Below are 15684 nucleotides of genomic sequence, written 5' to 3' on the forward strand. Positions count from 1 at the left end.
CATATCGATAGTCAAAGCGCAAGCGAGTGAGCACCGTCTCTCCCGTTTGCGCTTTTTCGCGTGCAAAGGCTCCTGCAGACAGAGAATCAGATTGGAATGGAGGATTTTTTGTCATGGTGTGGCGCACTTGGGATTTAAACCTAAAAGTCCGACTCGTCGGCGAACTCATTACACATACGTTTTTCTGGATGTACTTCCCTTTTATGGCCCTGTACTTCAGCGATTCATTCGGAAAAGACATCGCAGGCATCATGCTGATGGTTCCTCCGCTCTTGGGCATGATGTCCAACCTGTTTGGGGGCTATTTGGCAGATAAAGTGGGGCGCAAACCGACCATGCTGCTTTCTCTCTGTACATCGTCGGTGATGTTTGCCATTTTTGCCTTTTCCCCCTCCCCTGTTGTCGACTATTTTGCCTTCATCGGCATCGGGATTGCCAGCTCACTTTATTGGCCAGCCAGCTCCGCGATGGTGGCGGACCTGACGACTGAGGAGGACCGCCGCGTTGTCTTTGCTACTTTTTACACTGCGATGAACATGGGAGTTGTAGCAGGCCCTGTCCTCGGCTCCTTCTTCTTTGTGAATTACCGCTTTGAGCTGCTGCTCATCTGTACGATTGTCGAGCTGATTTTCGCCGCTTCGATTTTCTTTCTCATCAAGGAGACGCTGCCTGCTACAGTTCGTGCAGAACGCTCCAAGGAACGCTTCTCCATTACCCAACAGTTCAAAGGCTACGCCGTCATTTTCCGGGACAAAGTGTTTGCCCTCTACATCGGTGCTGGCGTTCTGGTAGCAATCGCCTTTATGCAGCTGGACATGTACATGGCACTGTATGTGAAAGAACACGTTCACGATCAGCCGTTGATGTGGTGGGGAGACTGGACGTTTACGGTTGGTGGAACCAGTGCCTTTGGCTGGCTGATGGGACTGAACGGCTTGCTCGTGGTCTTGTTTACTCTCCCGGTCACAAAGTGGTTCCAGCATTGGAGCGACCGCAACAGCCTGGTCATCTCGTCTGTTTTGTACGGGTTTGGCATGTTCCTGATGGCTTTTACCACGAACATCTGGCTGCTCTTTGGCTGTATGGTCATTCTGACGCTGGGAGAGCTGATCCGTACCCCAGTCGCTCAGAGCTTTATCAGTAAGTACTCTCCGGAGGATGCGCGCGGACAGTACATGGGAGCGTCCTCCTTGCAGTTTTCCATTGGCCGTTTCATTGCCCCCATGTCTATCTCGATTTCGCAATGGTTGTCGCCTGTAGGGGTGTTTGGCATCATTCTGGCTCTCACGTTGATCAGCGCGTATCTGTATATTCCTTTGTTCCGCCTGATCCCGGAAGATGGGCATGATTCGGCTCACTCCTAATACGCACGATCCTCGTCGCCTCTGCTTGGCAGTGGCGGCTTTTTTACGGATCATCCCCTCCCCCTCCATAATCGTACTAGCCTTCAAAAACTAGCATATAGTGAGTAGTAGAAGGAAGGGTCACGTCAGGAGGGTTTTTGCCATGAATCAGCCGAGCGCTTACGCTACATTCAAGACAAAGGGAGAGTTCGTTTACCGGACATCTGCCTATATTCAGTGGGGTACGTCATCTGAATCACTGGGAAGCTGTCTCTTGCTCAATCCGGGCTCGTCCACCTTGTACCGGGAAAGACCTGCGCCGCATCACGCCACGATGGGCGAAACCACTCTGGACCCAACCATGCGCCAGTTGGTCAAGCTAACCGAAGGAATCTACTCTGCGAGGGCAGCGCAAGGCACATTAAACGGCAGGCTGCACATCTACAACCTCTTTTCTTTGCAGCATCCGACTGCCAAGGAAGCGATCGGTCTGCTGGAAGATCTTTTGCAGAAAGGTGAAACGGCTCTCGATGAGCACATTACCCGTTCCCATGAGTTGGTCAAGCATCCGTGGATGCTGCTTGGGTGGGGATGCATGGCGAAGACTTCGCGTGCCATTACGTCGCTAAAGGAGCGCTGGCTGCAGGAAATCGCTGCTGCAGGTGTCCCGACCTTTGGCAAGCCTTGCGCAACGGGGAAAAACTACTACCACCCGTGCCCGCAGCTTCATGCGATGAGAGAGCTGATATTGCGGGACTTGATTGCTTTGCATGAGCAGGTTTGCGGGACGGTTCGCGGATAATTTGCTGGGTAGCTGTTTCGTTTGAAAAACTTTGTTGGCGCTTGCTTCGATGTTTTCCCATTGAGATCGCTCGGAGCTTAGCGGCTGGGGCGGAAAAAGGCGAAAACGCTACAGGAGTAGGGCCACTTGCAGGGAGGCCATTCCTGTTCGGCTCCATTCCAAAAACGGAACCCCGCGTCCAAAGTCGTTGTCTCTGCGATGTTATTCAGAGGTGGACACTAAAGACAGGTTCCGTTTTTTCCATTCCACCTGGGCTGTGTCCCTAATACCTCCGCTTTTTTCACCTTTTTCCGGGGTAGCTGTTTCGTTTGAAAAACTTTGTTGGTAAGCGCTGCGATGCTTTCCGATTGAGATCGCTCGGAGCTTAGCGGCTGGGGCGGAAAAAGGTGAAAACACTGCAGTAGTAGGGCCACTTGCTGGGCGGCCATTCCTGTTCAGCTCCATTCCAAAAACGGAACCCGCGACCAAAGTGGTTGTCTCTGCGATGTTATTCAGAGGTGGACACTAAAGACAGGTTCCGTTTTTTCCATTCCACCTGGGCTGTGTCCCTAATACCTCCGCTTTTTTCACCTTTTTCCGGGGAAGCTGGCGTGCGTGCATGGAGCATCTTTAAACCAGAAAGTTATGACCGAAAAACATGTTTCCAAGCGGAGCGACTGTGGAGTCCTACCCAGCGGAGCCATGAAGGCCGAAGCAAAGAAATGCTACCCATGTATCAGCGGCGCAGCGACACCCCTTTTCGCGATTCCCTCGGGATCATTGCCCTGCGGACACTCTTCGTTTCCTCGCTGACGTAGACTTGCGCGCAACTTTAAAAGGCTTTCCCCACACCAATCACTTTCTGATAGCTTTAGCTTTCAGGTCTTTTCCCACGCCAGAAAAACATGTTTCCAAGCGGAGCGACTGTGGAGTCCTACCCAGCGGAGCCATGAAGACCGAAGCAAAGAATCGCTACCCATGAATCAGCGGCGCAGCGACTCCACTTTTAGAGATTCCCTCGGGATCATAGCCCTGCGGACACTCTTCGTTTCCTCGCTGACGTAGACTTGCGCGCAACTTTAAAAGGCTTTCCCCACACCAATCACTTTCTGATAGCTTTAGCTTTCAGGTCTTTTCCCACGCCAGAAAAACATGTTTCCAAGCGGAGCGACTGTGGAGTCCTACCCAGCGGAGCCATGAAGACCGAAGCAAAGAATCGCTACCCATGAATCAGCGGCGCAGCGACTCCACTTTTAGAGATTCCCTCGGGATCATAGCCCTGCGGACATTCTTCGTTTCCTCGCTGACGTAGACTTGCGCGCAACTTTAAAAGGCTTTCCCCACACCAATCACTTTCTGATAGCTTTAGCTTTCAGGTCTTTTCCCACGCCAGAAAAGCATGTTTTCAAGCGGAGCGACTGTGGAGTCCTACCCAGCGGAGCCATGAAGACCGAGGCAAAGAATCGCTACCCTTGAATCAGCGGCGTAGCGACTCCCCTTTTAGTGATTCCCTCGGGATCATGGCGCAGCGGACAGTCCTCACTTCCCCGTGGACGTAGCCTGGAGCGCAGCTTGGAAACAGGCTTTTCCCACACCACTCACAATCTAATGGTTTTATTTTTCATATCTTTTCCCACGCCAGAAAAGCATGTTTTCAAGCGGAGCGACTGTGGAGTCCTACCCAGCGGAGCCATGAAGACCGAGGCAAAGAATCGCTACCCTTGAATCTGCGGCGCAGCGACTCCCCCTTTTAGCGATTCCCTCGGGATCATGGCGCAGCGGACAGTCCTCACTTCCCCGTGGACGTAGCCTGGAGCGCAGCTTGGAAACAGGCTTTTCCCCCCTTTTAGCGATTCCCTCGGGATCATGGCGCAGCGGACAGTCCTCACTTCCCCGCGGACGTAGCCTGGAGCGCAGCTTGGAAACAGGCTTTTCCCCACATTCATAAACAAACAAAGAGCCCGCCCTCCGATTCAGGAGAACAGGCTCTTCGTTTTACCTATGCGCGAAAAATCCTTATGGCATTTCGCTTCCTTCGTAATACTCTTCCCGGTCAAACTTGCCGCGCATCCATTTGTACGTGTCATCGTAAATGCTGCGTACGACCGGGTCGGTGCTGGTTGCGGACTGAATCAACGTCTTGGAGCCGTAGTAGTAGGCGTGGACGTTGTTTTTGTCCATGCCGAGCTTGTGAGCGGCCACGAGCTGGTTGTAATAGGTCTGGTAGAACTTCGGATCGCGGTACATCCGCTCGTCACCCTCGATCTCTACGCCCATCCCGTACTTGCTGACGGTATCCAGCACGCCTTCGATGCGATCCAGCTGAACGGGCTTGTCGCTGTAATAGTTGGGCTGCAGGAAGGCGTAGTCGAAGTACAGCGACTTCCACTCCTGCACACCTGGTGCGCCGTAATACGGAATCCAGTAGAAGCGCAGCGCCTCGTCATGGACCATGCTCGCCATGCTGCGGATCAAATCACGTTCCTTGGGAGCGCCGTCCTCGATCAGCTCATGGAACCAGTAGATGCCTTCCAGCTTCAGATAAGGGTATTCCGCCTTGTTCCATCGCTTTAACAGCTCTTGGAAATACCACTCCAATGCCTGCTTGCGATTCTCGTATGCTTGCTCCTCGCCGATGCCTGCCGGATTAAAGGACAGCGACGGCTTATTGTCGGCAAGCTTGCCAAAGTTGGTCTGGCTCATCGCCGGGTATGGCAAAGCCAAGACGACATTTTCCTGGGTTGGTGTGGTATACAGGGTGCCTCTTAGGCGGTTGTACTCCCGCATCGCGCTATTCAAGGCATCCAGCTGGCGGTTCGTCCCAAACAGGTCATTTAGGTACCCTTGCCAGCCTACCTTGGTGGCTGCCATGTCCTGATAAGGCAAAAAGAGAACCGTATCGAACATTTGGTCACGCATATAACCGTCACTGGTGCGATAGCCGACCATTGGCAGGAAGTCGTCTTTCGTCCAGTTTCCTCGATCACCATAAGCTCCAGAATACGCCAAAAGCATATTCTCGACGCGGTTTCCGGCCTTTTTGTCCTCCATCATCTGCGTCGGACTTGGCGGTGGCAGCAGCACAGCTCCACCTTCCCATGAGCTGCTCTCGTTTGCCCATACTTCGAGCTGTCTCGCAAAGGCAAACACTTTTACCGGGAAGGACACGCGAACGTAGCGCGCCTCAATATCCGGGAGCGTCACACTCAACGTACGCACGACCTGCTTGTCTTCGGACGCAGGGACATCATGAACGACTTTTCCTGCATACGACCAAGCTTTCCCATCCCGTGATACTTCGACGTCCATCGATTCCGGCATGGTGATGCCCGAAGACTTTTGTTGTCTGAACGTCAGTGCGACTCTTTCCAAAGGCTTATCCTGCGAAAGGGCTACCGTCACCTTCCGACCGAACTGCCGATTGAACCCGGTCCACTCTTCAGACGGTGTTACCAGTCCACCTACCGGACCAGGATACTGCTTCTCCACGGTCTGGAAATAGGAGTCTGGCGGTCCAAACGTCTTTACCGAAGTAAAGCTGCCGGGAGCCACGTTGACCAAATCGTCCTGTTCAGCTGCCTCTCCCGCCTCTTCGTTCTCTGCAGGCTGCGACTCATCCACAGTCGCTGCTGCTTCGCTCGAAGGCTCCGAAACAGCCTGAGTCGAATCGTCCTTCTGTTCCTCCTGTTGTTCAGGCTGTGGCGCATTGGTAATCTCGACAGGAATGGTTTTCGTCTTGTAGCCCATGGTGACGCTCACATTCCCTTTGCCCGGTGTCGGCCCGGCAACGAAGGTTCCATCCGGCAAAATGCTCCCCAGCTCTGGTCGATCAAATGCGTAGATCGGCGTAAACGGAAGCTTTTCTCCGTTGGCACTCGCTACCTTTACGCGCTCACTCGTACCCGCCATCAAGCTCAGACTTGCGGTATTCAAAGTAAAATCCGCCTGCTCGGCCTGCTGAAAACGCGCATTCAACACGCGCTCCGCAATCACGGCTGCTTCGGCACGCGTCACATTTCCCAGTGGGTTGAAGCTGCCACCTGCGCCTTGCATCCAGCGCTGGTTCGTAACTTCGGCGATGGCTTCTTTGGCATAGCCCGCCATATCCTGTTCGTCACTGTACGAGACCTCAGTGGTACTCACAGCTTTCGCAACCTGACTGGCCTTTATCAGCCGGGAGAGCAATACGGCCAGCTCTTGTCTGGTCAGTGGGTCAGCGGCTCCCACCGTATTGTTATTTCTCCCGTTCATGACCCCCAAGTCGGACAGGCCGTAGATATACGGCGCATAGGGACTGTCCGCTGGTACGTCTTCAAAGATCGCATCATCCGTTGACTCCGGCTGCAATCCCACTACTTTACTCAATAAAACAGCGATATCTTGACGGGTAATCTTGTCCTGGGGATGAAAGAGCCCATCTCCTTGACCACCGATCAATTGAAGCGATGCCAACCGGTTGATCGCGTCCTTGGCATAGCTGTTGCCCAAGTCGGTGAATGCGACAGCTTGATCCTGCCCAGATTCTACAGCCGTACTGGTCGTATCAGGCACAGCTCCCGCCATCGGAGCCCCTGTAGCCACGAGCGTAGACAACGCCAGACAAGCAGCTACAATCCGACTCCCCATTCGTTTCTTGCTCATTTTCTCTCCTCCAATTACCCCTTCTCTTTTTTCCTATTCGGCAGGGGAAACCATTGACGGACGAGGCGGTTTTGGTCCAAAAAACTGATAGTAATCTACCTTCATGTTTCCGTTGTAGAGCTTCCGCTTCTTGCTCGCCTTGCGTCCAAAATGCTCTTCAAACAATTCGTCTGACGTGATGACGTAAAAAGACCAGGTATCCAGCGCGGCAAAGGTTTTGCCCATTTCCCCGTACATGCGGCTCACTTGCTTCCATTCGCCCAGACGTTCCCCGTAAGGCGGGTTGCAGATCAGATAGCCGTACTTTTTCTTCGTTCGGATATCGCGTACGTCCATGCGCTGGAAGTGAATCAGATCGTCTACGCCTGCTTCCGAAGCATTTCTGCGCGCGATCTTCAAAATCTCCTCATCATTGTCCGTACCGATGATCTCCAGCTTCTGATCGTAGCGAGCCAAGTCATGCGTCTCCGCCCGCGCCTCTCTCCATGCCGCTTTCGGGATGGTCGGCCAGCTCTCGGAAACAAATTCCCGGTTCATGCCTGGCGCGATGTTTTGACCGATCAAGGCAGCTTCAATCGGAATGGTACCCGAACCACAAAACGGGTCCATGAACACCCGATCCGGCTTCCAGCGGGATAGCATGATCAACGCCGCGGCCATCGTCTCCTTGAGTGGTGCCGTACCAATCAGCTCGCGGTAGCCGCGCTTATGTAATCCGGGCCCCGAGGTATCGATGGTCAGCGTGGCCACATCCTTGAGCAGAGCGACCTCAATCTTGTACAGCGGTCCATTTTCCTCGAACCAATCGCGCTTGTACGTCTTTTTCAGACTTTCCACGACTGCCTTCTTCACGATCGCCTGACAGTCAGGCACACTGAACAACGTAGACTTTACCGACTTCCCCTCCACGGGAAACGTACCATCTTCCGTGATCCAATCCGCCCATGGCAGCGCCTTGGTCTTCTCAAACAGCTCGTCAAACGTCGTCGCTTGGAACTCCCCTATCTTTAGACGCACCCGGTCGGCCGTTCGTAACCATAAATTTGTACGAGCTATCGCAGAAATTTCTGCGGTGAAGGTTACCTTGCCGTTTTCCACCTGCACATCCGTGTAGCCAAGTGCTTTTACCTCTTCTGCTACCACTGATTCCAATCCAAATGTCGCCGTAGCGATCAATTCCACTTTTTGCATTCCACTTTTCTCCTGTTCATGCCTTCGCTAATGGGCTATCCCTTTATACTATATTACCCGATTTGGGCATAGGGTTGGTAATCTTGTCCTTATGTAAGAAAACTGCCACTTTTTCGGCCCTCTCTGCGCGGCATGATCTGGGAAATGACGGGAAAACCTATTTAGATCGAAACGTACTATTCAAAAGGAGGCTGCTATGCCTGAATTACCCGAGATGGAGACCTATCGCAGACTGCTCCAGCAACAAATCAATGGATTGACGATTACAGATACCCACGTACAAAGGGAAAAGACCATCAACACCCCTCCTGAACACTTTGCCCAGATCGTAGTCGGGAACAAAATAACCCTCGTCGACCGTCGCGGCAAGCATATCCTGTTTCATCTGGAAAACAATTTTGTCCTGCTGCTCCATTTGATGCTGGGCGGCTTTCTCTATCTCGGAACAGCAGAGGACAAGCTGGAGCGCACTGCGCAGGTGACGCTTTCCTTTGGCAGCCGAATTCTTTACTTTCACGGCTTGCGGCTGGGGTACCTGCATCTTTTGACCACGGCCCAAATCGATGAACGACTTTCCGAGCTCGGTCCCGAACCACTTGCCCCTACCTTTACACTCTCTCATTTCTCTTCGCTGCTGTCAGGAAAACGAGGTATACTCAAGACGACTCTTGTCGACCAGCATTGGCTCGCCGGTATCGGCAACTGCTACTCGGACGAGATCTGCTTTCATGCCGGTATCTTACCTACCCGTCGCATTCCCGACCTCACTTCGGAAGAGGTCGCACAGCTCTTTCGCTCCATGCAGGCTGTTTTGAAAGAAGCCATACAATTTGGCGGGTACATGGATACTCCGCTTTACCGAGGGGACGGGCTCACCGGAGGCTTTGACGAACGTTGCCGGGTATACGACAGAGGAGGAGAACCCTGCCCACGCTGCAAACATGCAATCGTCGGCGACAAGCTCTCCTCCCGCAAAGTCTTTTATTGCTCGCATTGCCAGAACTAGCAACTAGCAAAGGCTTATCTACTCAGCTAATTCCGCTACGGTCTCTGGCATTTTCATCTTTTTCACCATGTACACCTGTTCCGTACCCGATGGCCCGAAGCCGGCTTCCTGCAGGATGTGCAAGAGCTGCTCCTGAGAAGCAGGCAGATTAAAGGTTGAACGGCGGCATTCCAGCTCATAAGGAGCGTACATTTCTGTCAAAGCTACCCGCAAGATGGTATCTGCATCTGCATGATCGGGCTGAGCGACACAATGGCGAAGGGCGATGGCAGTGACTTTCCCAGCGTCGCTTGCTACCCGCTTGTACATGGCGTAGCCAACCTCCTGACCCACTGCGTCCTCGACAACCAAGGCTTCTCCATCCCGCATGCTCTGCCATTGGTTTTGCCAGGGAGCATTGGACTGATAGTAAGGCAACTGTGCTGCCTCCTGCGCAAGAACGTGGCGAACGCGATAGCCTGCGCTATCTTGTATGCCGAAAGGATTTTCGGGAAGAGCATCCGTCCGCTGCCAGAAAATCAGTCTGTCTACCACGTCGTATCCAAGCTGTTCATACAGAGCGATTGCTTTCTCGTTTTCACTGATGGCTTCCAGTGTGGCATCATGTACCCCTGCTTCTTCGTACAGCTGAAAGGTAGCTTCCATCAGCTGGCGCCCCAGTCCCTTCCGACGGTAGGCTGTTGCGACTCCGGTACCTCCATTCCACGCGATTTTTCGGCCGTTGATTGTTCTCAGACCACTTGCCACTAAGCCCACCGGCTCCTGATCGTCAAAAGCAACAACCGACAGACTGAGCACGTAGCCCTCCGCACCTAGACGCTGCACCAGCATCTCCTCGGTCATGGCAACCGGGAAAAAATAGCCTTCGAAGCCTCTGTTCCACGCTTTTGTTACTTCAGAAAACGTACAGTCACTCATTCGCTTGATGAAGATCATGGAATCACCTTCCAATCCTTTAGTAAAATTATTTTAATCAATAAAAACTAAAAATTCAATCACTTTCACTCGACAAAACCCCCATCTGTCCCTCTATCAGCTGGCATGATAAGATGAATAAAAGTTTGTTTCCCGGAGGTTTCCATGCGCAAATCACTCACGGTAGGCTCGTTGATCGCTGGGCGCACTGTTCCCAGCGCTCCGACTCCTCAACTGGTACATACTCCGCTCCCTGCACGCCCTCGTCAGGAAGCAAGGCAATCAGCTGCTCCGAGGTCAAGCACGAATCCCTTCGTGCACGTGACGCAGCGCGGGCAGAGGTTTTCTGTCCGGATGGCTCCTGGGCAATCGCTCCTGTCTGCCGCCCTCTCACAAGGGCAAGCACTCTCGTACAAATGTCTGCAAGGGCATTGCGGCAAATGCTGCGTACAGGTGACAACGGGAAGCTCGTCCTTAACCAAACCAAACGCCCGCGAACAGGAGAAGCTGGGCACAAAGCTCGCCCAAGGGTATCGCCTTGCATGCCAAAGCAGCTTTTCATCCACGCTACAGAGGCAATAAGAAAATCTCTATCGAGGCCAGGTCAAGGATGAACGACGAATCTAATACATTCTCACAGTAAAATAGAGGTGGCTACTCCATGAAACCAAATCGAATCTTGCTGTTCGCTGGTGGAAACCTCGGACAATGGGCGATTCGCTATATTCGACAGGAGGATTGGCTGGTTGGGGTTGACCGTGGGGCCTTATTCCTCATCCAGCACGGTTTATCTCCTCGCCTGTCTATCGGTGACTTCGACTCGGTAAGTGTCGAGGAACGGGCAAAAATCGAACAGCATAGCGGGTACGTTTCCGCCTGTGACCCGGTTATGAAGGACTTGACCGACACAGAAATGGCGCTCACCTGGGCACTGGAGCAGCAGCCAGCCGAAATCGTACTGCTAGGTGCTTTGGGCTCCCGGTTTGACCATTCCCTGGCCAATGTTCATTTGCTTCAGAAAGCCTTAGTTGCCCGGATCAATTGCAAAATCGTGGACGAGACCAACGAAATTCACCTGATCGACCGCGAGCTCACCGTCGAGCGTGATCATTTCTCACATGTCTCTCTGCTTCCTTTCAGCCATGAGGTAACCGGGATTACGCTGTGTGGCTTTCAATATCCGCTCCAGGATGCCACTCTCCGCATTGGCGATACCATTGGCATCAGCAATGTGCTGACCGCTGATTTGGGAACGATTACCGTGAAAACGGGCCTTCTGCTCGCTATCAAGAGCAAGGACTAACTCCCCTAGCAAACACGCAAAAAAAGGATCGCCTGTCTAACCATTGACGGCGATCCTTTTTTTGTTTTCACATACCGTTTACTCTTCCGGTTCAAGCGGCAGCTGCCAATCAATTTCCGCAATGCCTTTGGATCGCAGAAACGCGTTTGCCCGCGAAAAAGGACGACTGCCAAAGAAGCCTCGATTGGCGGAAAACGGGCTGGGATGCGGCGATTGAATGATGAAATGCTTGCGGGAATCGATGAATGCTGCCTTTTCCTGGGCATGCTTGCCCCACAGAATGAACACCATAGGCGTTTCCCGTTCGTTCAGATGAGTAATGATCTGATCCGTAAACGTCTCCCACCCCAAGCCTTTGTGTGAATTGGGAGTACCGCTGCGCACAGTAAGCACGGTATTGAGCATCATCACACCTTGCTTTGCCCAGTGCGTCAGGTAGCCATGCTGCGGGATCGTGCAGTTCAGATCGCTCTGCAGCTCCTTGTAAATGTTTTGCAGGGAAGGCGGCGGCTTGATCCCCGGCTTGACGGAAAAGCTCAGGCCATGAGCTTGTCCCGGTCCGTGGTACGGGTCTTGTCCTAAAATAACGACCTTGGTGTTCTCGTAGCCAGTCAAATGAAGGGCTGTAAAGATGCTGTACATATCGGGATAAATCGTTTGCGTTTGATATTCTTCCTTGAGCATCTGTCTCAGCCTCAAGTAATAGGGCTTTTCAAACTCGTCAGCCAGTACCTTGCCCCAGTCATTTTGCAAAATCGACATGATTTTCTCACCTGTCCGAAAGTTTTCTTCTACTCTATCATAACGGCTGCCGCCACGAGAGAAAAGATATGGATCAATTCCACTGGCGTCTATTCAACACGATTCAGAGCTTTCTACCTAGGACTACTCCCTTTTCGCCCGTTTTTTCGATTTTTCTAGTCTTTGTTTCCTAGTACCCTTGCTTGATAGCTGTTCTTGTCGATTTTTGCCATAATATTTTTTGGGAAGATTTAGATACAGAAAGGGAAGAGGTTTACAACATGAAATGGGATATCAAATCGTTTGTTGGGGGCATTGTCGTGGGCTCGGTTTTGTTCTCCGGGATCGCCATCGCAGCTCCAGCTTTTCCAGATGCCACCGAGGGAACAAAAACACCGTTCACCTACTATTTTGAAGGAGTACCCAAATCGCCTTCGAGCGACGTGCAAGGCATTATGTACAAAAATTCTGTATACGTTCCGATCCGCTTTGTTGCGGAAAATCTGAACAAGCCCGTGATTTATGATGCAAAATCGAAATCCATCTTTATCGGGAAGCTCCCCGTAGCCAAAATGTACTCCAAAATGGAGGCAGTCGAGCTGGTTAAAAAGAAATTCGCCAACAGCCTGACGCCAACCCATGTAGTGGAATACGATCACGACGACGAAAAAGGCCATTATGTTATTCAAGTTTATCAAACGGTCGTGAACAACTTCCAATCTGGGGACAGCTATACGAGCACTTACGGCTGGTTTGTGGTGAATCCGAATACCGGAGAAATCAAATCCTTGCTTTAATAAATCAAGAACAGCAGCCTTAGGGGGGCCGCTGTTCTTTTTTTATATGAGATTACGCAGCTCCTGCAGAGGAAAATGGCAAGAGACAAAATGGCCATCTGTTCGCTGCTGCAGCGAGGGTGCCGACTGACGACACATGTCCTGAACGTACGGACAGCGCGTGTGAAAATGGCAGCCTGACGGCGGATTGGCTGGATTCGGCAAATCTCCTTGCAAGACGATCCGCTCTTTGCGCTGGGTCGGGTCCGGAATCGGAACAGCCGATAGCAGTGCTTCCGTGTAGGGATGCATGGGTCTTTCGAACAGCTCGTCCCGTTCAGCCAGTTCTACGATTTTGCCCAGATACATGACGGCGATCCGATCGCTGATATGCTTGACTGCTGGAAGTCCATGCGAGATAAAAATGTAGGTTAGCTGAAGCTCTTTTTGCAGCTTTTTCAACAGATTCAAGATTTGTGACTGAATGGATACGTCGAGGGCCGAAACGGCTTCGTCGCAGACGATCAGGCTCGGATGGAGTGCGAGCGCCCGTGCGATACCGATACGCTGTCGCTGCCCACCGCTGAATTCATGGGGATGACGACTCAAGTGATGGGCATCCAGTCCGACTAGCCGCAGCAGCTCCACGACTTTCTCCCGGATCTCCCTTCCACGCCCCAAACCGTGTACCCGAAGTGGTTCCGCCACGATATCCTCTACTCGCATCCGCGGATTTAAGGAAGAATAAGGGTCCTGAAAGATCATCTGCATGTTCCGCCGGATCGCCTTCTCTTCTCCTTTATCGAGTCCCGTCAGGTGCTTGCCCTCGAACCAGATTTCCCCTTCCGTTGGCTCCAGCAGCTGGAGAATCATCTGTCCCGTTGTTGATTTACCACAGCCTGACTCCCCTACGATCCCGAGGGTTTCTCCTCGGTACACCGTAAAGTCAACGCCGTCAACAGCCCGCACATGGCCCATTTTATTGGAAAACATGCCTTGCTTGTACGGAAAGTGTTTTTTCAGCCCTTTCACCTCTAGCAACTTATCTTGCGTCTGATTCATGGTGCATTCCCTCCTTACGCATATAAGCACCGTGCCAGATGGTCTGGAGCCACCTCGACAAGCGACGGCTTCTTGGATTGGCACTGCTCGGTTGCCAGTGGACAGCGGGGGTGAAACGCGCAGCCCCCTGGCATTTCCAGCGGATTCGGAACGGCACCTGGAATGGATTCCAGCTCTTCCCGCTGTTCGTCGAGCTTGGGCAAGGAGCCAAGCAAACCTTTTGTATATGGATGCTTGGGACTTACGAACAGCTCAAATACGTTTGCCTGCTCCACCACCTCGCCTGCGTACATGACGACGACTCGATCAGCCATCTCGGCAACGACACCGAGGTCATGCGTAATCAAGATTACACCCGTATCGTATTCATCGTTCAATTTTTTCAGCAGCTCCAAAATTTGCGCCTGAATGGTTACATCGAGGGCAGTCGTCGGCTCGTCCGCAATTAATAGAGCTGGATTGCAAGCCAAAGCCATCGCAATCATCACGCGCTGACGCATCCCTCCGGAAAGCTGATGCGGGAAATAATCAACCACTTTATCCGCTCTCGGAATTCCGACTGTCTCCAGCATTTCTATACTTCGCCCGCGCGCCTGCTGCTTGTCCATGTTTTGGTGAAGACGAAACACCTCACCCAGCTGGTTTCCAACCGTGAAGACCGGATTGAGCGAGGTCATTGGCTCCTGGAAGATCATCGACAATTTGTTGCCGCGAAGCTTGCGAAGCTCTTTTTTGTTCAACGCAAGCAAGTTTTGACCTTCGAGCAAGATTTCCCCGCCCACCACTTGTCCTGGCGGAGCCACCAAACCCATGATCGAAAGGGAGGTAACGCTTTTGCCGCAACCCGATTCTCCGACGATAGCCAGCGTCTCGCCTTTGGCAACAGAAAAGGAGATTCCATTCACGGAAGGAACCACTCCCTCTTCCGTTTTAAAGTGCGTATGCAGGTTCCTTACTTCCAGCAATTTCGTTTCCATTTGACCACCCCCTACTTTCTCGCCTTCATCCGTGGATCCAGAATATCGCGCAGCCAGTCCCCGAGGAACATGATGCCGAGCACCGTAATCGTGATGGCAATTCCCGGAAAAGTAGCGACCCACCAGCTGGTAGCCAGGTACTGTCTGCCGTCGCTTAGCATACCACCCCACGATACGGTCGGCGGCTGAATGCCCAGCCCGAGGAAGCTCAGCGACGCTTCTGCGATGATCGTGGTGGCTACGCTCAAAGTAGAAACCACGATAAAAGAAGAGATGACGTTGGGCAGGATGTGCGTCAGGATAATTCGTTGATTGCTGGCTCCGACGGTTCGAGCCGCTTTGACGTAGTCTCGCTCTTTTACCCCCAATACCTCACTGCGAATGATCCGCGCATACTTTACCCAGTTGGTAAATCCCAGCACGAGGATCAGCGTCACCAAGCTTGGGCCCAAGACAGCTAGAATAACCAGCATGAACAATATATTGGGAATCGCCAGAAACGCATCAACCGTCCGCATAATAATACTGTCGATCCACCCTCCGTAATAACCGGAGACCAGCCCTAGTATGACGCCGATCGTCCCTGCCAATATGACGGCACAGATTCCGACCATGAGCGATACCTGCGAACCGTAAATGATCCGGCTCAATACGTCTCTGCCCAGGTTGTCCGTTCCCAATGGATGTACGGAGGATCCACCCTCCATCCACATGGGCGGCTTCAAGCGTTTGGCCGCCTGCGTTTTAGCCGGGTCATGCGGAGCGATCGCACCCGCAAAGATGGACATGAACACGACGGCAATGACGATAAGAAATCCGATTGTACCCGTCTTGCTTTTAAACAGCATGCGAGTCAATCGTTTAAACTGTCCGGTATGCTGTACCGGTTTGCCTATGCTCTGTAGTTGCGGCGTTTGTGTTTCCAAGGATGCAGACACACGGCTCACC

General features: G+C 52.5%; 15 protein-coding genes. 6 read left to right on the forward strand and 9 right to left on the reverse strand.

Going from position 1 to position 15684, the window contains the following annotated elements:
• Positions 1 to 113 precede the first annotated feature (113 nt).
• Positions 114 to 1364: an MDR family MFS transporter gene (locus tag EDM59_RS27295; RefSeq protein ID WP_122926519.1), complete on the forward strand. Its 1251-nt coding sequence runs from the start codon at positions 114 to 116 to the stop codon at positions 1362 to 1364.
• A 142-nt stretch (positions 1365 to 1506) separates the two neighbouring features.
• A complete protein-coding gene (locus EDM59_RS27300) occupies positions 1507 to 2145 on the forward strand; it encodes a hypothetical protein (protein ID WP_122926520.1) in 639 nt (212 codons plus the stop codon).
• 1694 nt (positions 2146 to 3839) lie between these two features.
• Here EDM59_RS27300 and EDM59_RS31250 read toward each other — a convergent pair.
• The 3 genes from EDM59_RS31250 to EDM59_RS27315 all read right to left on the reverse strand — a co-directional run bounded on the left by EDM59_RS31250 (position 3840) and on the right by EDM59_RS27315 (position 7956).
• Positions 3840 to 4076 (reverse strand): hypothetical protein, encoded by a 237-nt coding sequence (locus EDM59_RS31250; RefSeq protein ID WP_183193061.1) that lies wholly within the window; start codon positions 4074 to 4076, stop codon positions 3840 to 3842.
• A gap of 64 nt (positions 4077 to 4140) precedes the next feature.
• Positions 4141 to 6765, reverse strand: a complete 2625-nt coding sequence (locus tag EDM59_RS27310) for a DUF4855 domain-containing protein (RefSeq protein ID WP_122926522.1) — start codon at positions 6763 to 6765, stop codon at positions 4141 to 4143.
• A gap of 33 nt (positions 6766 to 6798) precedes the next feature.
• Positions 6799 to 7956 (reverse strand): THUMP domain-containing class I SAM-dependent RNA methyltransferase, encoded by a 1158-nt coding sequence (locus tag EDM59_RS27315; protein ID WP_122926523.1) that lies wholly within the window; start codon positions 7954 to 7956, stop codon positions 6799 to 6801.
• A gap of 196 nt (positions 7957 to 8152) precedes the next feature.
• Here EDM59_RS27315 and EDM59_RS27320 point away from each other — a divergent pair, with 196 nt between their 5' ends.
• The gene (locus EDM59_RS27320) at positions 8153 to 8962 is read left to right on the forward strand and encodes an Fpg/Nei family DNA glycosylase (protein ID WP_122926524.1); all 810 of its coding nucleotides are present in this window, start codon (positions 8153 to 8155) and stop codon (positions 8960 to 8962) included.
• 18 nt (positions 8963 to 8980) lie between these two features.
• Here EDM59_RS27320 and EDM59_RS27325 read toward each other — a convergent pair whose 3' ends face one another.
• Positions 8981 to 9898, reverse strand: a complete 918-nt coding sequence (locus EDM59_RS27325; protein ID WP_122926525.1) for a GNAT family N-acetyltransferase — start codon at positions 9896 to 9898, stop codon at positions 8981 to 8983.
• Positions 9899 to 10055: 157 nt separating this feature from the next.
• Positions 10056 to 10337: a hypothetical protein gene (locus tag EDM59_RS31515; protein WP_246011278.1), complete on the reverse strand. Its 282-nt coding sequence runs from the start codon at positions 10335 to 10337 to the stop codon at positions 10056 to 10058.
• Here EDM59_RS31515 and EDM59_RS31520 point away from each other — a divergent pair.
• Both EDM59_RS31520 and EDM59_RS27335 read left to right on the forward strand, forming a co-directional pair.
• Positions 10232 to 10459, forward strand: a complete 228-nt coding sequence (locus EDM59_RS31520; RefSeq protein ID WP_246011274.1) for a 2Fe-2S iron-sulfur cluster binding domain-containing protein — start codon at positions 10232 to 10234, stop codon at positions 10457 to 10459. The two genes, EDM59_RS31515 and EDM59_RS31520, sit on opposite strands and share 106 nt — an antisense overlap.
• 79 nt (positions 10460 to 10538) lie before the next feature.
• Positions 10539 to 11180: a thiamine diphosphokinase gene (locus EDM59_RS27335; RefSeq protein ID WP_122926527.1), complete on the forward strand. Its 642-nt coding sequence runs from the start codon at positions 10539 to 10541 to the stop codon at positions 11178 to 11180.
• A gap of 78 nt (positions 11181 to 11258) precedes the next feature.
• Here the strand turns inward: EDM59_RS27335 and EDM59_RS27340 are convergent, their stop codons facing one another.
• Entirely contained in the window at positions 11259 to 11942 is a 684-nt protein-coding gene (locus tag EDM59_RS27340) for a uracil-DNA glycosylase (RefSeq protein ID WP_183193062.1), read from the reverse strand.
• A 260-nt stretch (positions 11943 to 12202) separates the two neighbouring features.
• Here EDM59_RS27340 and EDM59_RS27345 point away from each other — a divergent pair, with 260 nt between their 5' ends.
• The gene (locus EDM59_RS27345; protein WP_122926529.1) at positions 12203 to 12718 is read left to right on the forward strand and encodes a stalk domain-containing protein; all 516 of its coding nucleotides are present in this window, start codon (positions 12203 to 12205) and stop codon (positions 12716 to 12718) included.
• Positions 12719 to 12760: 42 nt separating this feature from the next.
• Here EDM59_RS27345 and EDM59_RS27350 read toward each other — a convergent pair whose 3' ends face one another.
• From EDM59_RS27350 to EDM59_RS27360, 3 genes are read right to left on the reverse strand one after another with little or no spacing between them, the layout of a single operon-like run.
• Positions 12761 to 13759, reverse strand: coding sequence for an ABC transporter ATP-binding protein (locus EDM59_RS27350; RefSeq protein ID WP_122926530.1), 999 nt, complete (start codon positions 13757 to 13759; stop codon positions 12761 to 12763).
• A 14-nt stretch (positions 13760 to 13773) separates the two neighbouring features.
• Positions 13774 to 14736, reverse strand: a complete 963-nt coding sequence (locus tag EDM59_RS27355; RefSeq protein WP_122926531.1) for an ABC transporter ATP-binding protein — start codon at positions 14734 to 14736, stop codon at positions 13774 to 13776.
• An 11-nt stretch (positions 14737 to 14747) separates the two neighbouring features.
• The gene (locus EDM59_RS27360; protein WP_092268350.1) at positions 14748 to 15674 is read right to left on the reverse strand and encodes an ABC transporter permease; all 927 of its coding nucleotides are present in this window, start codon (positions 15672 to 15674) and stop codon (positions 14748 to 14750) included.
• Positions 15675 to 15684: the final 10 nt, after the last annotated feature.

The sequence above is a fragment of the Brevibacillus nitrificans genome (genome assembly GCF_003710965.1).
GTDB lineage: Bacteria > Bacillota > Bacilli > Brevibacillales > Brevibacillaceae > Brevibacillus > Brevibacillus centrosporus.